At 67.8% G+C, this 21,049-nt stretch carries 20 protein-coding genes; 16 read left to right on the top strand and 4 right to left on the bottom strand.

Translation table 11 applies throughout. From position 1 onward, the window contains the following. The first annotated feature begins 1,559 nt into the window (after positions 1-1,559). The 11 genes from AB0M24_RS38685 (at position 1,560) to AB0M24_RS38635 (ending at position 13,427) form a co-directional block, all read left to right on the top strand. On the top strand, positions 1,560-2,027 hold the full coding sequence (locus AB0M24_RS38685) for a hypothetical protein (protein ID WP_363778459.1): 468 nt from the start codon (positions 1,560-1,562) through the stop codon (positions 2,025-2,027). A gap of 10 nt (positions 2,028-2,037) precedes the next feature. Then, positions 2,038-2,466 (top strand): phage tail protein, encoded by a 429-nt coding sequence (locus tag AB0M24_RS38680; protein WP_363778458.1) that lies wholly within the window; start codon positions 2,038-2,040, stop codon positions 2,464-2,466. Then, positions 2,463-3,197 carry a peptidase M23 gene (locus AB0M24_RS38675; RefSeq protein ID WP_363778457.1) on the top strand — a complete coding sequence of 245 codons (735 nt, stop codon included), beginning with the start codon at positions 2,463-2,465 and terminating at the stop codon, positions 3,195-3,197. Before AB0M24_RS38680 ends, AB0M24_RS38675 begins: the two co-directional genes overlap by 4 nt. Next, positions 3,190-4,959, top strand: coding sequence for a VgrG-related protein (locus AB0M24_RS38670; RefSeq protein ID WP_363778456.1), 1,770 nt, complete (start codon positions 3,190-3,192; stop codon positions 4,957-4,959). Before AB0M24_RS38675 ends, AB0M24_RS38670 begins: the two co-directional genes overlap by 8 nt. A 10-nt stretch (positions 4,960-4,969) precedes the next feature. Next, entirely contained in the window at positions 4,970-5,254 is a 285-nt protein-coding gene (locus AB0M24_RS38665) for a PAAR domain-containing protein (RefSeq protein ID WP_363778455.1), read from the top strand. Further along, positions 5,254-5,655: a GPW/gp25 family protein gene (locus AB0M24_RS38660; protein ID WP_363778454.1), complete on the top strand. Its 402-nt coding sequence runs from the start codon at positions 5,254-5,256 to the stop codon at positions 5,653-5,655. Before AB0M24_RS38665 ends, AB0M24_RS38660 begins: the two co-directional genes overlap by 1 nt. Next, positions 5,655-7,583: a putative baseplate assembly protein gene (locus AB0M24_RS38655; RefSeq protein ID WP_363778597.1), complete on the top strand. Its 1,929-nt coding sequence runs from the start codon at positions 5,655-5,657 to the stop codon at positions 7,581-7,583. The genes AB0M24_RS38660 and AB0M24_RS38655 overlap by 1 nt, the downstream gene beginning before the upstream one ends. Position 7,584: 1 nt before the next feature. Next, positions 7,585-8,121: a phage tail protein gene (locus AB0M24_RS38650; protein ID WP_363778453.1), complete on the top strand. Its 537-nt coding sequence runs from the start codon at positions 7,585-7,587 to the stop codon at positions 8,119-8,121. Continuing rightward, entirely contained in the window at positions 8,118-9,059 is a 942-nt protein-coding gene (locus tag AB0M24_RS38645) for a zinc ribbon domain-containing protein (protein WP_363778452.1), read from the top strand. The genes AB0M24_RS38650 and AB0M24_RS38645 overlap by 4 nt, the downstream gene beginning before the upstream one ends. Further along, positions 9,056-12,046 carry a VWA domain-containing protein gene (locus AB0M24_RS38640; protein ID WP_363778451.1) on the top strand — a complete coding sequence of 997 codons (2,991 nt, stop codon included), beginning with the start codon at positions 9,056-9,058 and terminating at the stop codon, positions 12,044-12,046. The genes AB0M24_RS38645 and AB0M24_RS38640 overlap by 4 nt, the downstream gene beginning before the upstream one ends. An 85-nt stretch (positions 12,047-12,131) precedes the next feature. Continuing rightward, the gene (locus tag AB0M24_RS38635; protein WP_363778450.1) at positions 12,132-13,427 is read left to right on the top strand and encodes a hypothetical protein; all 1,296 of its coding nucleotides are present in this window, start codon (positions 12,132-12,134) and stop codon (positions 13,425-13,427) included. A 38-nt stretch (positions 13,428-13,465) separates the two neighbouring features. Here AB0M24_RS38635 and AB0M24_RS38630 read toward each other — a convergent pair whose 3' ends face one another. From AB0M24_RS38630 to AB0M24_RS38620, 3 genes are all read right to left on the bottom strand, one after another. Beyond that, positions 13,466-14,092: a response regulator transcription factor gene (locus tag AB0M24_RS38630; protein ID WP_355553201.1), complete on the bottom strand. Its 627-nt coding sequence runs from the start codon at positions 14,090-14,092 to the stop codon at positions 13,466-13,468. A gap of 75 nt (positions 14,093-14,167) precedes the next feature. Beyond that, positions 14,168-14,794, bottom strand: a complete 627-nt coding sequence (locus AB0M24_RS38625; protein ID WP_363778449.1) for a response regulator transcription factor — start codon at positions 14,792-14,794, stop codon at positions 14,168-14,170. Continuing rightward, a complete protein-coding gene (locus AB0M24_RS38620) occupies positions 14,791-15,441 on the bottom strand; it encodes an ATP-binding protein (RefSeq protein WP_363778448.1) in 651 nt (216 codons plus the stop codon). Before AB0M24_RS38620 ends, AB0M24_RS38625 begins: the two co-directional genes overlap by 4 nt. A gap of 239 nt (positions 15,442-15,680) precedes the next feature. Here AB0M24_RS38620 and AB0M24_RS38615 point away from each other — a divergent pair, with 239 nt between their 5' ends. Beyond that, positions 15,681-16,259, top strand: coding sequence for a hypothetical protein (locus AB0M24_RS38615; RefSeq protein ID WP_363778447.1), 579 nt, complete (start codon positions 15,681-15,683; stop codon positions 16,257-16,259). Here the strand turns inward: AB0M24_RS38615 and AB0M24_RS38610 are convergent. Beyond that, positions 16,222-17,208: a PHP domain-containing protein gene (locus AB0M24_RS38610; protein ID WP_363778446.1), complete on the bottom strand. Its 987-nt coding sequence runs from the start codon at positions 17,206-17,208 to the stop codon at positions 16,222-16,224. The genes AB0M24_RS38615 and AB0M24_RS38610 overlap by 38 nt on opposite strands. A gap of 74 nt (positions 17,209-17,282) precedes the next feature. On the opposite strand from AB0M24_RS38610, the gene AB0M24_RS38605 reads away from it, so the two are divergent. The 4 genes from AB0M24_RS38605 (at position 17,283) to AB0M24_RS38590 (ending at position 20,817) form a co-directional block, all read left to right on the top strand. After that, positions 17,283-17,906, top strand: a complete 624-nt coding sequence (locus tag AB0M24_RS38605; protein WP_363778445.1) for a TetR/AcrR family transcriptional regulator — start codon at positions 17,283-17,285, stop codon at positions 17,904-17,906. A gap of 51 nt (positions 17,907-17,957) precedes the next feature. Beyond that, complete coding sequence (locus AB0M24_RS38600) at positions 17,958-18,725, top strand: glucose 1-dehydrogenase (protein ID WP_363778444.1); 768 nt, start codon at positions 17,958-17,960, stop codon at positions 18,723-18,725. Continuing rightward, positions 18,725-19,138 carry a DUF3237 domain-containing protein gene (locus AB0M24_RS38595; protein WP_363778443.1) on the top strand — a complete coding sequence of 138 codons (414 nt, stop codon included), beginning with the start codon at positions 18,725-18,727 and terminating at the stop codon, positions 19,136-19,138. The genes AB0M24_RS38600 and AB0M24_RS38595 overlap by 1 nt, the downstream gene beginning before the upstream one ends. A gap of 95 nt (positions 19,139-19,233) precedes the next feature. Next, positions 19,234-20,817 carry an alpha/beta fold hydrolase gene (locus AB0M24_RS38590; RefSeq protein ID WP_363778442.1) on the top strand — a complete coding sequence of 528 codons (1,584 nt, stop codon included), beginning with the start codon at positions 19,234-19,236 and terminating at the stop codon, positions 20,815-20,817. Positions 20,818-21,049 lie beyond the last annotated feature (232 nt).

Genomic DNA, 21,049 nt, shown 5'->3' with positions numbered 1-21,049 from the left:
AGCCGCTGGTCGGCTCGGCGCAGGCTGTTCAGCGGTTGGCCGACCTGTCGGTTGTCCAGCAGCATGCGGACGCCGCGCACTCTGCACCGGAACAGGCGGGACCAGCTCCCGCGGGATCTACGTCTGCTGTCCAGCGGTCGGAGGTTCAGGGTCTGGTCGGCTCGGATCCGACTGCGCAGCGGTTGCTGGGTTCGGACCCGGCTGTCCAGCGGCAGGTGGACTTCGCGCAAACCGTCCAGGGACAGGCGGGGCCGGCGTCAGCTGTCGAGCGGCGGGTGGGGGCGGCGCCGGCTGTTCAAGGGCCGGCGAGTTCTGCTCCGGCTGTTCAGCGGTTTGCGGGACCGGCGACCGCCGGGGAGCAGGTCGTGGAACCGGCGACGGCTGGGGAGCCGTTCGTGGAACCGGCGACAGCTGGAGACCAGTTGGTGGGACACGGGTCGGCCGCGGAGGACTTGGCAGCACCGATGTCGGGCGTCGAGCACGTGGTGGGACCTACGTCTGTCGTCGAGCATTTGGCGGGACCGACGTCTGCCGTCCAGCAACAGGCAGGGGCGCCGCAAGGTGTCCAGCGACTGGTGGGTTCGGATCCGACCGTCCAGCGATTGGTGGGTTCGGACTCGACCGTCCAGCGACTGGTGGGGTCAGACCCGACTGTTCAGCGTTTGCCGGGCTCGGAATCGGCGGTCGTGGAGCAGGTGGGCTCGGCTGTTCATCGTTTGCCGGGCTCAGCGTCAGCTGTCGAGCAGCAGGTGGGTTCTACACCGGCTGCTCAGGGGCTCGCGGGTACTACACCGGCGGCTCAGCGGTTGGTCGGGGCGGACTCGGCTGTCCAGCGTTTGGTCGGTGAGGACTCGGCGGCTCAGCGGTTGGTTGGGGCGGACCCGGCTGTTCAGCGGTTGGTTGGGGCGGACTCGGCTGTCCAGCGTTTGGTCGGTGAGGACTCGGCGGCTCAGCGGTCGGTCGGGACGAGCTCGGCTGTTCAGCGGTTGGTTGGGACGGACCCGACTGTTCAGCGGTTGGTTGGGACGGACTCGGCTGTTCAGCGTTTGGTTGGGGCGGACCCGACTGTTCAGCGGCTGGTCGGGACGGACTCGGCTGTCCAGCGTTTGGTCGGTGAGGACGCGACTGCTCAGCGGCTGGTCGGGACAGACCCGACTGTTCAGCGGCTGGTTGGTTCGCCGTCGGAGGTCCAAGGACCGGTGGCTTCGACTCCGACGGTCCTGGGGCCGGTGGGTTCGACGCAGGCTGTCCAGGGACCCGTGGGTTTGGCGCGGACTGTCCAGGCACTGGGGGACTCGGCGCCGGGTGTCCAACGGCTGGTCGGGCCAGCATCGGCCGTTGACGGCCTGGTGGGCTCGGGATCGGCCTCTCACGGCTTGGTGGGTGCGGGATCGCCCTCTCACGGCTCGGTTGGTTTGGCGTCGGCCTCTCACGACTTGGTTGGTCCGGGATCGGCCTCTCTCGGTTTGGTGGGTGCGGGATCGGCCTCTCACGACTTGGTTGGTTCGGCGTCGGCCTCCCAAGGCTTGGCGGGTTTGGCGTTGGCCTCCCGCGGACTCGTGGGCTCAGAGCCGACTGTTCAGCGGCTCGCCGGGGCTGCGCCCACCGCTCAGCTCCACATCGGTGAAGCGCCGGCCGCAAAGCAGCTGGCCGGGTTGACGTCGCCGTTCGTCCAGCGTGCCACCGAAGGCCCGGCTCTTCCGGTTGCCACGAAGGAAGCTGCACCCGTCCAATGGATCTCCACCTCCCAGACAACACCGCTGCCCGTCGCGGTGCCGCCGGCTCCCGTGCAGGTCGTGGCGCGGACGCCGGATCCAGAGCCGAGCAGTGCGGCGCCGGTTCAGCGCGCTGTTGAGGTGCAGAGAGCAGAGACACCGCAAGCGCAACCGCAAGCGACGACGCAGCCCGAGGCGCAGGGGCAGAACGCCGAGGAGTTGTTGCGCAAGTTGTACGACCCGTTGCTGCGCCGGCTCAAGGCCGACCTGTGGCTCGACCGTGAGCGTCGTGGGGCGCTCACCGACCTGTGAGGACAAAGCGATGACCGCACCAGAGGAAGCCGTCGCCGTCTGCTTCAGCGTGTCGGTGGACAAGGACGACCTGGGGTCGTTCAACAGCTGTGAGGGGCTCGGGTGCGAGTTCGTCATCGAGCAGCGGGAGGAGGGCGGCAACAACGGCATGGTGTGGCAGCTGCCCACGCGCATCAAGTACCCCAACGTGAAGCTCACCCGGCCCGTCACCAAGGACAGTCAGAAGATCACCAATTGGATCGCGGGCATGGCGGCGGGGATCAAGCGCAGGACGGCTGTCATCGAGGCGAAGACCCTTGGGGGCACGACGATCGCGCGCTGGTCGCTCTCCGAGGTCATTCCGGTGAGGTGGACGGGGCCGCAGTTGAGCGCTGAGCAGACGAAGGTGGCCACCGAGACGCTCGAGCTGGCGCACCACGGCTTCTTGGACGCGCGATGACCGTCACGTTCACGAGCGCGGGGGCGAAGACCGCGGCCAAGAAGATGGAGCACGCGGTCATCACCGCGTACGAGCCGCCGAAGCCTGGCGGGCTGCAGAAGCCGGGCGACGAGCTGTACAAGGTCAAGTTCCAGTTCAACCCCAAGGAGCTGACGCTCGCCAAGAACGCCAAGTGGCAGCGGCAGACGCAGCCGAACGCGGCCAAGTCGGGTGTGCCCGAGTTCAAGGGCGCCGAGCCGGCGAAGCTGGCCCTGGAGGTCTTCATCGACTCCACCAAGGACATGGGCAACTCGACGATCAAGATGGTCGAGCAGCTCTTCAACCTCACCGTGCCCACGGAGAAGTCCCGCGTCAAGGGCAAGGGCAGCCCGCCCTGGGTGATCTTCGAGTGGGGCACCATCCGTGGCTTCCCGAGCTACGTCTCCAGCGTCACGGCCAAGTACACGCTCTTCACGCCCGGTGGCATGCCGGTCAGGGCGGTGTGCACGGTCAACCTCGAAGAGGTCAGCGGCGAACCCGGCGGGCAGAACCCGACCAGTGGCGCGCTCGCGGCCAGGGACCAGCACACGCTCACGGCCGGAGACTCGCTCCAGTCGCTGGCGTACAAGGCTTACGGCAACCCCGAGCTGTGGCGGCACATCGCCGAGGCCAACGACATCGACGACCCGATGCGGCTCAAGCTCGGCTCGACAGTGCTCGTTCCGGCGTTGGAGGAGATCCAGCATGGCTAACGAGAGCTTCGCCAACAACCTCGTCGTCGAGGTCGAGGGCCAGCCGCTGCCACAGGACGTCAAGCTGCTGCTCACCTACGCCTACGTCGACGACAGCCGCAACCTGCCGGACATGTTCGTGCTCAAGTTCCGCGACCCCGGCCACGTCGTGCTCACCAAGGGCGGCTTCAAGATCGGCGCGAAAGCGTCCATAAAGGTCCAAACCGCGGACCCCGGCGGGCCGAAGTCGTTGATGAGCGGGGAGATCACGGCTGTCGGTGTCGAGCTCGACGGTCAGGGCACGTTCACCGAGGTCAGGGGTTACGACGAGGCGCACCGGCTGTTCCGCGGCAGGAGAGTCGCCGTCTACCCGAACATGACGGTCAGCGACGTCGTCAAGAAGGTCGCCGAACGCGCGAACATCAAGACGGGCACGATCGACAACGTCCCCGGCTTCGGCGGCAGGCCGGAAACGCAGCTCAGCCAGGACAACGTCAGCGACTGGGAGTTCCTGAGCCGCCTGGCGCGAACCGTCGGCGCGCAGATCGCGGTCAAGGACGGCAAGCTCGACTTCAAGCTGCCCGAGCCGCCCGCCAAGGCGCCGAAACCCAACGCCAAAGCCAAGTCCGACCCGCTCGTGCTGGAGATGCACAGCACCCTCGTGGCGCTCAGGGCCGGGCTCACGACGGCGGGCCAGGTGCCCGAGGTCCAGGTCAGGGGCTGGGACTTCGAGAACAAGCAGGAAGTCCTCGCCACCGCCACCCCGAACACGGCCGGAGTCGAACTCGCACAAGCGAAACCAACAGAACTAGCCGCGAAGTTCAAGGCACCACCGCACCTCGAAGCAGGCCTGCCCTACCGGACGCACGCCGAAGCCAAGACCGCGGCGGAGGCGCTGGCGTCCCAGCTCGGTGGTTCCTGCGCGGAGCTCACCGGCGTGGCAAGGGGAAACCCGGACCTGAAGGCGGGAACGGCGGTGGCGCTGACCAACGTCGGCGAACCGTTCCAGGGCAAGTACACCCTCACCAGCACACGGCACCTGTTCGCCGAACACACAGGCTACACCACGGAGTTCACGGTGTCCGGCAAGCAGGAACGCTCGCTCTACGGTCTCGTCCACGGCACGACCTCCAAGCCGCTCAACGGACTCGTGCCCGCCGTCGTCACGAACGCCAAGGATCCCAAGCAACTCGGCCGCGTCCAGGTCAAGTTCCCCTGGCTGTCACCGGATCTCACCAGCGTCTGGGCCAGAACAGTGCAACAAGGCGCCGGGCCGGACCGCGGCACGCTCATCTTGCCCGAGGTCGGCGACGAGGTGCTGGTCGGCTTCGAGCACGGCGACTTCGACGCCCCGTACGTGCTCGGCGGCCTCTACAACGGCAAGGACAAGCCGCCGAAGCTCAGCAAACCCGCGGTCGACGGCGGCAACGGCCAGATCGCCGCCAGGGGCTTCGTGAGCCGCAAGGGGCACAAGGTCGAGTTCATCGAGGACGACGGCATCGTGATCTCCAGCGGTGACGGGAAGTTCGTCGTCAAGCTCGACCAGAAGGCGCAGAACATCGAGATCACCAGCGGCAAGACCATCAAGGTCAAGGCGCAGAACGGCATCACCGTCGACGCCGGCACCGGACCGCTGGAGCTCAAGGGCCAGAAGGTGTCCGTGAAGGCGCAGACCGAGCTCAGCGCGGAAGGCATGCAGGTCAAGATCGCAGGCCAAGCCCAGACCGAGGTCACCGCCAGTGGCCCGCTCACGGTCAAGGGCGCCATCGTGAAAATCAACTGAGGAAACGAAAATGCCACCCGCAGCAAGAGTCGGAGACATGACCGGGCACCCCGGCGTCATCATGCCGCCCGGTGTCCCGACCGTGCTCATCGGCGGACTGCCCGCGGCCACGGTCGGGAGCATGCACACCTGCTCGTTCCCGCCGCCCGCCGTGCACCCGCCGACGCCGATCATCCCGCCGGGCTGCCCGACCGTGCTGATCGGTGGCATGCCCGCGGCTCGCGTCGGCGACATGAGCGGCTGCGGCGCGCCGATTCTGCCGCCCGGCTGCCCGACCGTCCTGATAGGAGGGTGATGGACTTCATCGGCAGGGGCCTCAGCTTTCCCGTCCGCACCGACGCGACGGGCTCGGTGGCGCTCGTCGACGGCGACCGCGAGATCGTGGAGAGCATCCGGCTGATCCTCGCGACCGCGCCCGGCGAACGCCCGATGCGGCCCGAGTTCGGCTGCGCGATCCACGACCTGGTGTTCGCGCCCGCGGACTCCTCGACGGCCGGGCAGATCGCCTACGAGGTGCGGATGTCGTTGGAGCGGTGGGAGCCGCGCATCGACCTGACCGACGTCGTCGTCGACTTCTCCGAGGCCGACAACGGCACCCTGCTGATCGACATCCGGTACACCCTGCGCAACACCAACGACCCGCGCAACCTCGTGTTCCCGTTCTACGTCATTCCGCCGCACGAGGACGGTGCGTGATGCCGCTTCCCTTGCCGAACCTGGACGACCGCAGGTTCCAGCAGCTCGTCGACGAGGCCAAACGTCGCGTCCAGCAGCACTGTCCGGAGTGGACCGACCACAACGTCTCCGACCCCGGCGTCACGCTGATCGAGGCCTTCGCGCACATGGTCGACGAGCTGATGTACCGGCTCAACCGCGTGCCGCGGCTGCACTACCTCAAGTTCCTGGAGCTGATCGGCGTCGAGCTGTTCGCGCCGACCGCCGCACGCGTGGACGTCACCTACTGGCTCTCCGCGCCTCAGGAAGCGCCGGTCGAGGTCCCGCAAGGCAACCAGATCGCCACGCAGCGCAAGGGCGTCGAGGATCCCGTCGTCTTCACGGTCGACCGCCCGCTCACGATCGTGCCCTGTGAGCTCCAACGCCTGGCCACGGCGACCGCGGACGGCCAGCCCGTCGACCGCACCGACGACCTGTTGGCGTTGAAGGAACCGGAGGCCTTCAGCGAGCAACCTCAAGCGGGCGACGCCGTGCTGTTCGGCCTGTCCAACGCGGTTCCGGGCTGCGCGGTGCTGCTCAGGTTCGACTGCGAGCCGATGGGCTCCGGCATCAACCCCGCCGACCCGCCGTGGGTCTGGGAAGCGTGGACGAGCGACGGCTGGACCGCCTGCGAGGTCGACAGCTTCACCAACGGCGGCTTCAACTCCTCCGGCGACGTCGTCGTGCACGTCCCTCAGGGGCACACCACGTCGATCCTCGTCCGCCAACGCGCGGGCTGGTTGCGTTGTCGTGCCGCGGAACTGTGGCAGGGGCAGCCGTTCTACCAGCGCTCTCCGAAGATCCGCGACGTCACGGCGGCCACCATCGGCGGCACCACCGAGGCAGTGCACGCGGACGTCGTCAAAGCCGAACAGCTCGGCGTTGCTGAAGGTGTTGCCGGACAGCGTCTTCAGCTCGCCCGCACCCCGGTGGTCGCGGGAGCGCCGATCGTCGTCGAAGTCGCGAACGCCGACGGAACCTGGGACGAGTGGACCGAGGTGCCGACGTTCGTCGAGTCTGGACCGGAGGATCGGCACTTCCTGCTGGACAACATCGAAGGCCAGATCATCTTCGGCCCGGCGGTGCGGCAGCAGGACGGCACGCTGCGGCATTACGGCGCGGTGCCGGCCAAGTCTGCGGCCATCCGGGTGCCCGAGTACCGCACCGGCGGCGGCCTGCGGGGCAACGTGGCACGCAACCTCGTGACGGTGCAACGGGATCCGGTGCCGTTCGTGAGCAACGTGACGAACCGCAAGCCCGGCCGCGGCGGTGTGGCGGGGGAGTCGGTCGAGGACGCGGCCCTGAGAGGCCCGCTGTCGCTGCGAACGCGCGATCGGGCGGTGACGGCCGAGGACTACGAGATCCTCGCCAGAGAGGCCGCTCCGGAGGTCAAACGCGTGCGGTGCGCGCCGGGTGACGACGGGGTGCGCGTGCTGGTCGTGCCGGCGGTCCCCGAGCACGAGGAACCGAACTTCCAGGCCTTCCAGGTCGACCAGGAGACGCTCGAACGGATCGCCCGGCACCTCGACGCACGCAGGTGTGTCGGCGCGCGGGTGAGCGTGGAACCGCCGTTCTACCAGGGCATCACGGTGGTCGCGGACCTCAAGGCCCGCACCGGAACGCCGACCGAAGCCGTCCGCGCGCGGGCGATGGACGCGCTGGGCGACTACCTCGATCCGATCCGCGGTGGAGCGGACGGCGACGGGTGGCCGTTCGGGCGGCCGGTGCACTCCGGCGAGGTGTACGCGGTCCTGCAACGGATTCCGGGCGTCGAGCTGGTGGAGGACGTGCGGCTGTTCGCGGCGAACCTGCTGACCGGTGAGCGCGGACAGGCCGTGCAGCGCGTCGATCTGCCGCCGAACGGGCTGGCGTTCTCGTACGGGCATCAGGTGAGGGTGGTGAAGAGCTGAGATGCGCACAGCTGTCGACGACTTGACGTCCCCGCATCCGTTGGGCGAGCGCATGCCCGCCGTCTACACCGACGACGACTTCACCCAGCGCTTCACCCAGGCCCTGGACGAGGTGATCGCGCCGGTCTTCACCGTCCTGGACTGCTTCTCCGCCTACCTCGACCCGCGCGTGGCACCACCTGACTTCGTCGACTGGCTCGCGCAGTGGGTCGCGCTCGACCTCGACGAGAGCTGGTCCGCCGCCCAACGCCGCGAGCTCGTCGCCAGAGCCGTGCGGCTGCACCGGTTCCGCGGCACCAGAAGAGGCCTGGCGGAACACGTCTGGCTCCTCACCGGCGGCCGCGTCGACATCGCGGACAGCGGCGGAGTCTCGATCTCGGCACGACCGAACGGCCAGGTTCCCGGTAGTTCTCCCGCGCACGTGCTGATCCGCATCCGGGTGACGAACCCGGACGCCGTCGACCGCGCGCGCATCACCGCGGCGGTGCGCCGGATGGTGCCCGCCCACGTCGCCACGACCATCGAGGTGACCACATGATCGTCTGTCAGACCTGCGGCGAGCACAACGCGCCCAACGCCGAGTTCTGCGGCAACTGCGGCGACTTCCTCAAGTGGACCGGAACCCAGGCGCAGGCCGGCCCGGTTCGCCCGGACGCGCCCCAGCAACCCCAGCCGCACCACCGTCCTGTCCAGACGATGAAGCGCCAGGCCCAGCCCGGCGACCTGATCTGCGGCCAGTGCGGCTCCGGCAACGTCCCCACGCGCAAGTTCTGCGGCGTCTGCGGCTACTCGCTGATCGACGCCGTGGCGCAGAAGCAGCCGTGGTGGAAGCGCTGGCTGCCGTCGAGAGGCCCGAAGGTCAGGGAAGGCGGCAGCAGGCCCGACCGAGTCCGCAGGGCCACCAAGGTCAAGCAGGGCGTCGGCAGGGCGTTCCGGTGGGCGCTGGCGGTCGCGGTCCTGCTGTTCGGCGGCTTCTACGGGATCTCGCAGCCGTTCCGCAGCACCGTCAACACGCAGGTGATCTCCGCCAAGGACAAGGTCGCCGGCCTGTTCGAGGACTGGGTACCGGTGCGGCAGAGCCGGATCTCGGCCGGACGCGAGCTGCCGGACCACCCGGCCAAGCTCGCGATGGACAACGACTACGGCACGTTCTGGGCGGCCCCGACCGACCCCAGGACCGCGGCGCTGACGATCGACTTCGACCACGTCACGGACCTGCGCCGGATGATCGTCTACAGCGGCGACGGCAAGAAGTTCACGGGCTCCCAACGCCCGCGGCGCCTGACGCTGGTGTTCGACACCGGCAAGACCACCGACATCACGCTCACCGACAAGCCTGTCGAGCAGCAACACGCGATCAAGAACGGTGACGGCGTCAAACAGGTCCAGATCCTGATCGCCGATGTCTACCCGTCCACCGAGAGCACCGACACGGTGATCAGCGAGATAGAGCTCTTCCAGAAGCAGGTGAAATGACAGTGCGCGCACTTCCGTTGCTGCTCGTGGCCTTGCTGGTGCTGCCAGTGCCCACGACCTCCGCCCAACCTCCAGAGCCGGAGCCGTTCAAGATCGGTTTCTCCAGCCTGGAGAACGACGACCGCGACATCTTCACCGTGGACAGCAACGGAAACGCGCGCACCAACATCACCAAGAGCCCGATCATCAACCAGCAGGACCCCGCGTTCTCCACGGACGGCACCAAGCTCGCGTACGTCGAACGCGGCCAGATCATGATCGCCGCAGCGGACGGCGCGAACCCCAAGCGGCTCAACACCGAGACGTTCACGCAGGCACAGCCGGCGTGGTCCCCGGACGGCACGATGATCGCGGTCACGACCCGGATCCCGAACGGCGACGGCAGCGACTCGGTGATCGACATCTACCGCGTGTCCGACGGCGCGAAGGTCGGCACGATCCCGGTTCCCAAGCACCTGGACGGCGACGACAGCCGGCCGGACTGGTCGCCGGACGGCAAGACCATCGCGATCACCCGCAGCGCCGAGAACATCGTCCTGCCGCCACCGCCCGTGCCCGGCCCGGACCCCGAGATCCCGGCCCGCCAGGGCAGCACGTTCGACCTCTCGCAGGTCGTGCACACACCGCGCATCCCGCCGAAGCCGGAGATCGTGATCCTCATCGACATCAGCCGCTCGATGCTCGACGAGCTCACCGGCGTGCAGGAGCAGCTGGCGACGATCATGGGCGAGGTCAAGAAGCTGCAGCCGGACACCAGGTTCGGCGTGGCCACCTACGCGGGCGCGGAGAACAAGGGCAACGAGTTCAAGCGCGTCATCGAGCTGACCAGCTCGGAAGCCGACGCGGTCAAGGCCGTCAAGGACGTCAAGCTGGTCACCGACCGGACCTCCACGGAGGTCTGGGCACACGCGCTGATCAAGTCCGCCACGGGCGAGTTCGACTTCGCGCCCGACGCCAGCAAGGTCTTCGTGATCATCGGTGACGAGCCGACCGCGGAGGGGCTGATGACCGGTGAGGACACGGTGGACAACGCCATCGCGATCCTCAAGCGCGCCAACATCCGCACCGTCGGCGTCGACAGCGGCGACGAGAAGGTCGGACTCGACTCCAAGGGCCAGCTCAGCAGGATCATCTTGGACCCCAAGGGATCCAAGCAGAAGTACGTGAAGAACGGCGAGGAGGAGATCAGCAAGGCGATCCTCGACGGCATCAAGGACCTCGACGTCACGGTCACGCCGAGGCCGAGGTGCGACACCGGGCTCACCGTCGAGCTCACCCCGCCGGGGCCGGTCACCGGGCCGAGCGGCCAGGACTACACGTTCGCCGAGAAGTTCACCGTGGCGCCGACCGCCACGCCCGGCAGCACCTTGCGCTGCACCATCGACTTCCTGCTCAACAAGGAGACCGAGGTCCGCCCCGGCCACACCCAGACCGTCACCGTGCAGGTCGCCGACCTCGTCAAACCGGTGGTGCGCGTCGACGACGTGAAGGTGCAGGCGGAGAACACGACCGGAGCGACCGTCTCCTACCAGGCGACCGCGCTCGACAGCCAGGGCGTGCGGCTCACCCCGGTCTGCACCCCGCCGTCCGGCACCGGGTTCCCGATCGGCGTCACCCGCGTGACCTGCACGGCCACCGACGCGCGAGGCAACACCGGGACCGACACCGCGATCATCACCGTCACGGCGGCCGACCCGCCCGGTCCGGAGATCTGGCTCGTCACCCCGGACGGCAGCAGCCAGATCGACCTCTCCCAACGCTTCACCGCCCCGTGCAAGAGCAACTACGACGAGGACCCGGCGTGGTCCCCGGACGGCAAGACCATCGCCTTCACCCAGGAAGACCAGATCTGCCAGGTCAACGCCGACGGCACCGGGGCCCGCGTCGTCGTGGCCACCTCCGAGTCCATCGGAGTGCCGCGGATGCCGGCCTGGATCCCGGACGGCACCAGGATCGTGTTCCAGTCGTCGTGCTGCGAGCGTCCCCCGGATCTCTACACGATCCCGGTCGTGAACGGCACGCCGAAGCTCCTGACCCGCAACGCCGGCCAGGCGACGGTGCAACGACTTCCGCGCATCACCGTCACCACGACCGCGAACCCGGCCGAGATCCCGTTCAACGGCAAGACGACGATCGAGGTCACCGTCGCGAACACCGGTTTCGCGCCGAGCCCGGCCACGCTCACCGTGACCATGCCACCGGGCCTGACCGGCGGTCCTGCCGGCGGCGACATCGGCCCGATCGCCGCGGGAGACAAGAAAGTCGTCAGCGGTGAGGCCACCGGCACCACCGCGGGAGAGCACGAAGTGACCGCGGCGGTGGGAACGATCACCTCCAAGGTCACCGTGAAGGTCCTGGAACGAACGGGATCGTTGTCGCTGACCGTGGCGGCGAGCCCGCAGCCGTCGTTCGTCGGCGGTGACGATGTGACGGTGACCTTCAAGCTGCTCAACAGCTCAGGCTCGACGCTGACGAACGTGCGGGTCAACGCCTCGGCGTTCGGCTGCCAGCCGGAGTGCGCGGTCGGCACGCTCGGACCCGACGGCCAGACCGAGGTCAAGCTCACGATCCCGGCGACCGCGGCCGTCGACCAGGAGCTCGCCGCCGTCGTCATCGCCACCGGCCCGGACGAGAACGCGGCGGACAACGTGGCGACGACGAAGATCGTGATCAAGCCGCCGACGCTGACCGTCGACCAGCAGGCAGGACCGCTCGGCGGCGTGGTCTCGGTGCAGGGCAAGGACTTCCCGCCGAACGCCAGGATCAGGCTCGGCTGGACCGTCGGCATCTCCGAGACACCGGGCGAGCTCACCACCACCGACGGGGCGTTCACCGCGCAGATGCTGGTCTTCCACAACGACACCGAAGGACTGAGACAGGCCCAGGCCACCCGAGTCGAGGGCACGAAGTTCGGCGACGTGAAGTCGGGGGACTTCCTCGCGCTGCCGAACACCGTGCAGCCATCGGACTTCGTGGAGCGCGGCTGACTTCCCCAACGGGCAGGAATGCGCGCACCCGGCCACGCCTCGACCGACACTGTGCGGCACCAGGGAAAGAAGGAGACTGCTAGTCATGGGAGCAACAGCGACACTGTCCACTTCGGACCTGGCCGTCGCACCGGGCGGGGACGTCACCTGCCAGGTGATGGTGCGCAACGCGGGCGAGCTGGTGGACCAGTTCACGATCGACGTCGTCGGCGATGCCGCGTCGTGGAGCCACGCCGAACCGGCCGTGGTCAACCTCAACCCCGGTGAGTCCGCGCCCGTGCTCATCCGGTTCGCGCCACCACGCGACGCGGGCGTCTACGCGGGCCCGGTGCCGTTCGGCGTGCGGGTCATCTCGCGCGAGGACCCGCACGGCTCGGTCGTCGAAGAGGGCGTCGTCGTGGTCGGCGCGTTCACCGACGTGGCCGCGGAACTGGTGCCCGCCAAGGCGGAGGGTGCCAGGAAGGCCAAGTACGAGGTCGCTGTCGACAACGTCGGCAACGCGCCCGCGCTGCTGCGGCTGCGGGCGGTCGACCCCGAGGACGAGCTGGACTTCCGGCTGGACCGCACCGAGATCTCGCTGCCACCGGGCACCACCGCGTTCGTGCGGTTGCAGGCGAAACCGCGCAAGACGTTCATGCGCGGTGAGCCGAAGCGGCACCCGTTCCAGGTCGAGATCACGCCCGAGCACGGGGAACCGATGCTCGCCCAGGGCACGATGGTGCAACGCCAGCTGCTGCCGAAGTGGTTGCTGCCGGCGCTGCTCGCACTGCTGTTGCTCGTGGGAGCGTTGGTGGCGCTGTGGTTCACGCTGCTGGCGCCTGCGGTGAAGTCGGCGGCGCGCGAGGCGATGCAGCAGGAGTCCAAGGAGATCAAGGAGAAGGCCGACGAAGCCGCCAGCGCGGCCGGTGCGGCCAAGGACGAGTCGAAGCAGGCCAAGGCCGACGCCGGGCAGGCACTGGGCGCGCTGGGCCTCAAACCGGGCGACACGACCACGCCGCCGACGTTGCCCAAGGCGACCGAGAAGGGCGACCCGGTGACGTTCCGGATCGACGTGACGGCCCAGATCACCGCGAACGCGACTCAGTTCACGGAGCTCACCTTCACCCCGCCGGACGACAAGAAGACCATCCTCGTCAAGGACATCTTCTTCGAGAACTCCAAGGGTGACGCGGGAACGGCTCAGTTGGTCCGGGACGCGAACGGGACGCGCAGCACGATTCGCGTGATCGGGCTCGGGAACTTCCGGGACCGCGACGAGCACTTCCAGGAACCGCTGCGGTTCAACCCCGGCGAGAAGATCGTGTTCCGGGTGAGCTGCCAGAACCCGCAACCGAAGGGTGCGTGCACGCCTTCGGTGGTGCTGAACGGACGCGCGGAGTGAGACTGCTGGTGCGGCGGCCGTGTGCAACGGCCGCCGCGTCAGATCAGGCCCTCGCGCAACGCGAACGCGACGGCGTGGGCGCGGTTGCGCAGCTGGAAGCGGTTGGTGATGTCGTGCAGGATCGACTTCACGGTGCGCTGCGAGTAGCACAGCTTCTCCGCGATCTCCCTCGTCTCCAGGCCGTCGGCGATCATCCGCAGCACCTCGGTCTCCCGGCTGGACATGCCGGCGAGGTTGAGCCCGTTGGGGCGCAACACGTTGCGCTGCAGCTGCGACACGCGTCCGAGCAACCGGCCGAGCAGGTCGGCGGGCAGCGAGCCCTCGCCGGCGTGTGCGGCGCGGATCAGCCGGACCAGCGTGTCGGGCGTGGCCTCGGAGCGGCGCAGCACGGCGGACACCCCGCTGCCGACGATGTCGAGCAGTTCGGAGTCGGCCACGTCACCGGCGACCAGCACGATGCCCGGATTCGGCTGGCACTGCAGCTTTCTCAGCAGTTGCAGCACGTTCTCGTCGAGGCGTTCGGCGACGACGAGGGCGACGCAGCTCTCGGCGGTCTCCGGTTCGACGAGCCGGATCTCCGGCCGGGACCGCAGCGCGACGGTCACGCCCGCGCGGGTGATGGAGTCGGTGGCGTGCAGGACGACGGTTACCGGTTCGGCGTTCATCAGCTCCCCTTCTGACGTCAGCACAACAATCATCGGCCCAGGACCGTCCCGGACCACAGGGGCGCGCATCCCGAGTTATCCCGAGTTGTCCCGGAACAGGTTTATCGCCTGTGCTCGGTCCGCGACCTGCAGCTTGCGGAGAATGTTGGACACGTGGTTGCGCACGGTTTTGGTGCTCAGGAACAACTCCTTGGCGATCGCGGCGTTGCCCTTGCCCGCCGCCATCAGCCGGGCGACCTCGCGTTCGCGCCCGGTCAGCTCCGGGAGCGCGCTCGGCCGTGGTGCCGTCGCGAAGAAGTCGAGCAACCTGGTGGCCACGGCAGGGCTGAAGATCGCCTCACCCTCGCCGACCGCGCGCACAGCGTCCACTATCTGTTGAGGCCTGGAAGACTTCACCAAATACCCCCGCGCGCCGGCTTTCATCGCGGCGAACACGGATTCGTCGTCCTCGAACATCGTCAGCACGAGCACGCGTGCGGACGGCCGTGCCGCGACGATCTTCCGGGTGGCCTCGACGCCGCCGAGATCCGGCATGTTGAGGTCCATCACGATCACGTCGGGTTGCAGCTGGTGGGCCACCTCCACGGCGGACGCGCCGTCGGAAGCCTCGCCCACGACGTCGATGCCGTTGTCGGTCAACGCCGCCATCACCCCGCGGCGGAAGAGCGGGTGGTCGTCCACGACCAGCGCGCGCAACGTCATGACACGGGTAGAGCGGCGCTGAGTCTGGTGCCGCCGCCGAGTCCGGGCTCGACCCGGCAGTTCCCGCCGAGGTCGCCGGCCCGCTGCCGCATCGACGCGAGGCCCACGCCCGTCGACACCCCTGATGACACTTCTGGCGCGCCCACGCCGTCGTCGATCACCTCGACGTGCAGCTCGCCGTCGAACCACAGCCGCACCGAGCACGTTCGCGCGTCGGCGTGCGTCACGACGTTCGTCAACGCCTCGCGGATGATCCGGTACGCCGCGACGCTCACCGCGTCGGGCAGTGCGGGGATCTCCTGGGGCACCACGACGTCGATCGCGAAGTGCAGCCGTGACCGCAACGCGGTGACGAACTGCTCGACCGCGCCGACGAGCCCGAGCTTGGTGACGACGGACGGGCTCTCGCTCGCCACCAGCGACTTGATGTCGTCGATCGCCGAGTGCATCTCGTCCTCGAGCAGCGCGAGCAACCGCGCCGCGCCGGCCGGGTCGGAGGTGAGGAGCTGCCGCGCCGACCGCAGCCCGAGGGCGACAGCGGCGAGTGACGGGCCAACACCGTCGTGGAGGTCGCGCAGGACCGTCCGGCGTGCTTCGGCAGCACTCCGGGCGCACGACTCCGCTGGGACGATGAATTGGCGGCGCATGCTCCCTCCCTCCCCAAAAGTGACGTCGCTTGGACGTCCGCACCCGTTTCCGAGGTTCCCGATGGAGTGACGAGAAGTCCCTCGATCGGCCCATTCCCGCACGTGACGGGCCTGGGTCCCAGATTCGTTTGCACTCTGATGGAAGCGGGCAGCGCCGTGATACAGCCACATGGAAAAACCAAATGGCCCGGTGAGCGGTACGGAGGTATTTGTAGGCCGAACGGACGCTCCTAACAGGTATGGGAGTCGAGGTCCACGACCCTCGCTGGCTCACCGCTGTGCCGGGAGCCGAGCTCGTGGTCGGGCTGGACGATGTGGGCGGGTACGCCGCTGCCGGGCACCGCGTGACGGTGATGATCGACCTCGTGCCGGACAACGTGGCGTCGCTGCGTGGAATGGCCACCGAGGCCGTGGGGGAGGGCGCGCGCAAGGTGCGGGTGCGGCCGCACGGTGTCGACCGGGTCGATCTGGTCTACGCGGCGGTGGAGCTGAACCGGGTCGCCGAGGACGACGCCGTCGAGGTCCAGTTCGACGTCACCTCCGCCGCACTGCTGCGCGCGGATCCGTCGGCGTTCGTGCGCGTCGATCCGCTCGTGGTGAAGGCGGACGGGACCGTCGTGCCGATCTGCGCCGGGCTGGAGCAGTACGCGCTGGGGTCACTGGGGTCGTTGGAGGAGCTGAGACGGTCGTGGGATCCCGAACCCGTCCAGGACCTGTGCCGGGTCGCGCTCGGCCGGGCGCTCGCCGACACCGGGCCGCTGGTCTCCTGGTACGAGCACCTCACCCGGACAGCAGCCGAGATGCGGGCCTCGTGTTGATCACCTGATCCGGTGGGACCCCGCACTCCTCCGCCCGCGCGCAGCCGTAGTTCAGCCAGTCCAGCTGGCCGGGCGCGTGCGCGTCGCTGTCGATCGAGAACGTGCAGCCCGCGTCGACGGCGAGGCTGAGCAGCCGGCGCGGGGGATCGAGCCGCTCCGGGCGTGAGTTGATCTCCACAGCGGTGCCGTTGGCCGCGCAGGCCTCGAAGACTCTTGCCGCGTCGAACTGCGACTCCGGGCGGCCTTTGCCGACGACGAGGCGGCCGGTGCAGTGGCCGAGGATGTCGACGTGCGGGTTCTGCACCGCGTTGACCATGCGCGTGGTCATCTCGGCGCGCGGCATCTTCAGTTTCGAGTGGACACTCGCGACCACGACGTCCAGCCGGGCCAGCAGGTCCTCGTCCTGGTCGAGCGAGCCGTCGTCGAGGATGTCGACCTCGATGCCCGTGAGGATCAGGAACGGCGCAAGCTCGACGTTCAGCTCGGCGACCACTTCCAGCTGCTTCTCCAGCCGGTCGCGGGACAGTCCATTCGCGACGGTCAACCGCGGCGAATGATCCGTGAGCACCATGAACTCGTGGCCGAGATCGCGTGCCGCCTCCGCCATGTCCCTGATCGGGCTGCCGCCGTCGGACCAGTCGGAGTGGACGTGGCAGTCGCCCTTGAGCTTCGCCCTGAGCTCCTCGCCGCCGGTGATGTCGACGTGCCGCAGCTTCGCGAGATAGGACGGTTCGCGGTTCGCCAGCGCGTCCTGCACGACACCGGCCGTCGATTTCCCGACGCCTTTCAGGTCCGTGAGAGTGCCGAGTTTCGCTCGTTTTTCGACCTCGGCGGGATCGAGATCGGCGAGAACGGCCGCCGCGTTGCGGAAGGCCTGGACGCGGTAGGTCGGCTCGCCCGCTCGTTCGAGGTGGAAGGCCACCTGCTTCAACGCCTTGACCGGATCCATGCCCTCTTCCTACCTCATCCACTCTGCGTGCGCTTCTGTTTGCAAAGTTGATTCGATCCACAATGATGTTCGTCATGAACCGTGCTGGCTCGCGGCGCAGGCGGAGCAAGGGTGACCTGACCTCGCAGGCCATTCTCGACACCGCCGAGCAGCTGCTCGAGACGAAGTCGCTCGACGAGATCGCGGTCGACGAACTCACGTCGGGCGCGGGAATCTCCAGATCCACCTTCTACTTCCACTTCGAATCGCGCGAAGCGGTGCTCCACGCGTTGTCGGAACGGGTCGTGGAAGGTCTCTACGATTCCGCCGCGCTGTGGTTGCGCCGCGGCAGTGAACCGCCGGCGGAATCGATCCGGCGCGCGATCTCGGGAACCGTCGCGCTGTGGCGGGCGCACGGTCCCGTTTTACGAGCGGCCGTCCGTGCTCGCGACACGAGCGAGGTCGTGCGCGGCTTTTGGTCCGAGGTCGCCCGCAAGTTCGTCGAGTCGACCGCGCAGCAGATCGAGATCGAACGTGACGCCGGTGTGGCCGTGCCGGGGCCGCCGTCCGCGCGTGCGCTGGCGACCGTCCTGGTCTCGATGAACGAGTCCATGTGCTACAGCCTTTCGCTGGGCCGCAAGTCGGCTGCTCGTGATCGCGAGGTCGTGGAGACGCTGACTGCTGTGTGGTTGCGGGCGGTGTATGGGGTTCCGCAGTAGATAAGCGGTGCTCGTTGCTCACTCGACACTGTGTCGAATAATTTCGCCACCATGTCGAGCAACCCGTTTTCGCTGATCGGACACGTCGCGCTGGTCACCGGCGGCACCCGCGGCATCGGCCTGGAGTCGGTGCGCGCGCTGGCCCGCGCGGGGGCGAGCGTTGCCGTGGTCGCGCGCACGGCCGAGACCACCAAGGAGGTGGCGTCCGCCGTCGAGCGCGAGTTCGAGGTCGAGGCGCTGCCCGTCGTCGCCGATCTCGGCCACGACGACGAGATCCCGGGCATCGTGTCCGCTGTCGTCGACCGGTTCGGCCGCATCGACGTGCTGGTGAACAACGCCGGTGCCGCGCCGCCGTTCGGTCCTCTGATCGACGTCTCTTCTCGTACGTTCGACAAGATCATGGCCGTGAACGTGCGGGCGCCACTTGCCCTGACTCGCGCGGCTGTTGCCGCCGGTCTGGGCGCCGGTGGTGGTTCCGTGATCAACATCGTGTCGGCCGCCGGTCTGAAGGCCGAGCCGTACATGGGGCTGTACTCGGCGGCCAAAGCGGCGATGATCAGCGCCACCCGGACGTTGGCCCGTGAGCTCGGCCCTGCCGGGATCCGGGTGAACGCGGTGGCGCCCGGCGTGATCCGCACCGATTTTTCGGCCGCGATCGTGGGCAACAAGGACCTGCACGCGTCCGTGGTCGCGAAGACCGCTCTGGGACGGGTGGGCGAGGCGTCCGAGGTGGCCGGTGCCGTGGCGTACCTGGCGTCTTCGGCCGCCGCCTACACCACCGGTTCTGTGCTCGTCGTCGACGGCGGGACGGTGGCGTGATGGAGCTCGTGCCGTTGGGGACGATGACCGCCACCCTGCGAAAGCCTTACCTGCTCCCGAAAACGCCCGTCGGCGACCGGCTGATCTACGAGGTCGAGTCGGGTTCTTTTGAAGGCGAGCTGTTGTCCGGTGTCATGCACGGGACGTCCACCGCCGACTGGCTGACCATCGGTCCCGACGGTACTGCGACCCTCGACGTGCGTTCCGTCCTGCTGACTCATGACGGCGCCTACGTGTTTTTGCACTACTCAGGGCGGGTTGACGTCTCGAATGGTTCCGGTGCGCCGCTGTACGCGGCTCCGTTGTTCGAGACCGGTGACGACCGCTACCGCTGGTTGAACCGCGTCCAAGCAGTCGCAAAGGGTGTCTTGGACGGCCTGGTGCTGACTTACGAGGTGTGCTTCGTGAGGTGAAATTCACCCGACCTTCGGGGGTTCCGGCGGGGTCGGCGACTGCGGAAGCGTCGTCGTCGATCTTAGGCGGGACCATCGACCGGAGGGGTGTTGTGGTGAGGAAGCGTTGGGGCGCGGCGGCTTTGGTCGCCCCGCTGTTCATGTCCCTGGTGGGAACGGCCCATGCGGAACCGGGGCCGCTGGACGAGTACTACACCCAGCCCGTGGCGTGGGCCGAGTGTCCGGCGGGCTGGGTTTCGCCTTCGACTGGCGTCGAATGCGCCACCGTGATCGTGCCCATGGACTACAAGAACCCGGACAACGGCAACCTGGAAATCGCGATCTCGCGCAAGAAGGCTACTGATCCCGCGCGTCGCAGAGGCGTCTTGCTGACGAACCCCGGTGGGCCAGGTGGGTCCGGACTCGGTGCGGTGCACTGGTTCAACGCGCAGACCGAGGTGTTGAAGATCTACGACGTCATCGGGATGGACCCGCGTGGTGTCGGCCGTTCGACCCAGCTGCGCTGCATCTCGACGCCCTCTGATGATGAGTTCCCTTCGCGCCCAACGGATGCGCAGCTGTCGAACTGGTCCGAGTACGCGCGTTCCGTCGAGGCCAACTGCGAGCGCGGTGGCGGGGAGATGCGCCGGTTCGTGTCGACGATGAACACCGCTCGGGACATGGACGTCATCCGCGGTGCTTTGGGGGAGAAGAAGGTTTCGTACGTCGGGTACTCGTACGGGACTCAGCTCGGTGCGGTGTTCGGGTCCATGTTCCCGAAGTCGTTGGATCGCAGTGTGTTGGACTCGGCGTTGGACCCGCTGAAGACCTGGCACGAGCAGGATGTCGACGTGGTGGATGCCATCACGGACAACCTCAAGAAGTGGACTGAGTGGACTGCGGCTCGGAATGGAACGTACGGGCTCGGGACTACGCCGACTGCTGTTCGGGCTGAGCTGGACGCGATCGCTGCTCGGTTGAAGGTCGGGCCGTACGGTGGGTACGCGGACGTTTCGTCGTTCGACTACGCGGTTGGGGCTACTCGGTACCGTCGGTCCTGGGCGGCGTTCTCGCGGCACATCGCTTCGATCAAGGCGGGGTCTTCGGATTCGGGTGAGGCTGCTGCTGTTGTGGCGGCGTTGAAGAAGGGCGACATCGAGCCTACTTCTGCTGGTACGTACCAGGCTGTCACGTGTGAGTGGGACTGGTTCAGCGATGTGAACACCTACTACAACGACATGAAGCGGTGGCGGGACACTCAGCCGTATGGCGGGACTGTGGACTACATGGCGCCTACGAACTGCACGTTCCGGGCGTTCAAGAGGCCGGAGAAGATTCCTGCTATCACTCGGAAGTATCCGGCTGGGTTGGTGGTCAACTCTGATGGGGACACTCAGACTCCGCTGGCCAATGGGCGGGTCATGGCTGAGCACCTTGGGGTTCCGCTGATCAACGTTGCCAACGATGGGCAGCATGGGCACTATGCGTTGCGGCGTAACGCTTGTGTGGATGCGTTGGTGAACAAGTACTTGGTTTCTGGGGTTTTGCCGGCTTCTCGGGTTACTTGTGCTGGTACTGACATTGCGGAGAACGTGCCGCCGGGGGCTGTGGCTTCTGGTTCGGCTGCTATGTCGGTGCAGTCTTCGCGGCCGTTGAGCGAGATTCTTGGGGAGATCGCGGTGGAGACCAAGCCGTTCTAGGTTGGGGTTGGTGGGGGGCGCACCGGGTCCGTCGGTCGTCCCCCTGTTTCGTTGGCGGGTTCCGGTTTGTTGTCCGTGCTGTTCCCCTGTTGCTTGCGGCTGTCGCCTTGCGAGTCGCGGCTTTGCGGGTGGTCGGCTTGCGTTGGGCGTGTTCCTGTTGCGAGTCCGTGCCGTTCCCGGCTTGCGTAGTCAGAGTTCCTGTTGCGTGCTTCCCCTTGGGAGCTCTGCCCCA

The sequence above is a fragment of the Lentzea sp. NPDC051838 genome (assembly GCF_040681245.1).
Lineage (GTDB): Bacteria > Actinomycetota > Actinomycetes > Mycobacteriales > Pseudonocardiaceae > Lentzea.
The sequence above is the reverse complement of the archived record's forward strand: the minus strand, read 5'-3'. Positions and strand labels throughout refer to the sequence as shown.

Coding starts and splice junctions, on each gene's coding strand:
- AB0M24_RS38680 (WP_363778458.1), top strand. CDS start 2,038: ATGACCGCACCAGAGGAAGCCGTCGCCGTCTGCTTCAGCGTGTCGGTG.
- AB0M24_RS38675 (WP_363778457.1), top strand. CDS start 2,463: ATGACCGTCACGTTCACGAGCGCGGGGGCGAAGACCGCGGCCAAGAAG.
- AB0M24_RS38670 (WP_363778456.1), top strand. CDS start 3,190: ATGGCTAACGAGAGCTTCGCCAACAACCTCGTCGTCGAGGTCGAGGGC.
- AB0M24_RS38665 (WP_363778455.1), top strand. CDS start 4,970: ATGCCACCCGCAGCAAGAGTCGGAGACATGACCGGGCACCCCGGCGTC.
- AB0M24_RS38660 (WP_363778454.1), top strand. CDS start 5,254: ATGGACTTCATCGGCAGGGGCCTCAGCTTTCCCGTCCGCACCGACGCG.
- AB0M24_RS38655 (WP_363778597.1), top strand. CDS start 5,655: ATGCCGCTTCCCTTGCCGAACCTGGACGACCGCAGGTTCCAGCAGCTC.
- AB0M24_RS38650 (WP_363778453.1), top strand. CDS start 7,585: ATGCGCACAGCTGTCGACGACTTGACGTCCCCGCATCCGTTGGGCGAG.
- AB0M24_RS38645 (WP_363778452.1), top strand. CDS start 8,118: ATGATCGTCTGTCAGACCTGCGGCGAGCACAACGCGCCCAACGCCGAG.
- AB0M24_RS38640 (WP_363778451.1), top strand. CDS start 9,056: ATGACAGTGCGCGCACTTCCGTTGCTGCTCGTGGCCTTGCTGGTGCTG.
- AB0M24_RS38635 (WP_363778450.1), top strand. CDS start 12,132: ATGGGAGCAACAGCGACACTGTCCACTTCGGACCTGGCCGTCGCACCG.
- AB0M24_RS38630 (WP_355553201.1), bottom strand. CDS start 14,092: ATGAACGCCGAACCGGTAACCGTCGTCCTGCACGCCACCGACTCCATC.
- AB0M24_RS38625 (WP_363778449.1), bottom strand. CDS start 14,794: ATGACGTTGCGCGCGCTGGTCGTGGACGACCACCCGCTCTTCCGCCGC.
- AB0M24_RS38620 (WP_363778448.1), bottom strand. CDS start 15,441: ATGCGCCGCCAATTCATCGTCCCAGCGGAGTCGTGCGCCCGGAGTGCT.
- AB0M24_RS38615 (WP_363778447.1), top strand. CDS start 15,681: ATGGGAGTCGAGGTCCACGACCCTCGCTGGCTCACCGCTGTGCCGGGA.
- AB0M24_RS38610 (WP_363778446.1), bottom strand. CDS start 17,208: ATGGATCCGGTCAAGGCGTTGAAGCAGGTGGCCTTCCACCTCGAACGA.
- AB0M24_RS38605 (WP_363778445.1), top strand. CDS start 17,283: ATGAACCGTGCTGGCTCGCGGCGCAGGCGGAGCAAGGGTGACCTGACC.
- AB0M24_RS38600 (WP_363778444.1), top strand. CDS start 17,958: ATGTCGAGCAACCCGTTTTCGCTGATCGGACACGTCGCGCTGGTCACC.
- AB0M24_RS38595 (WP_363778443.1), top strand. CDS start 18,725: ATGGAGCTCGTGCCGTTGGGGACGATGACCGCCACCCTGCGAAAGCCT.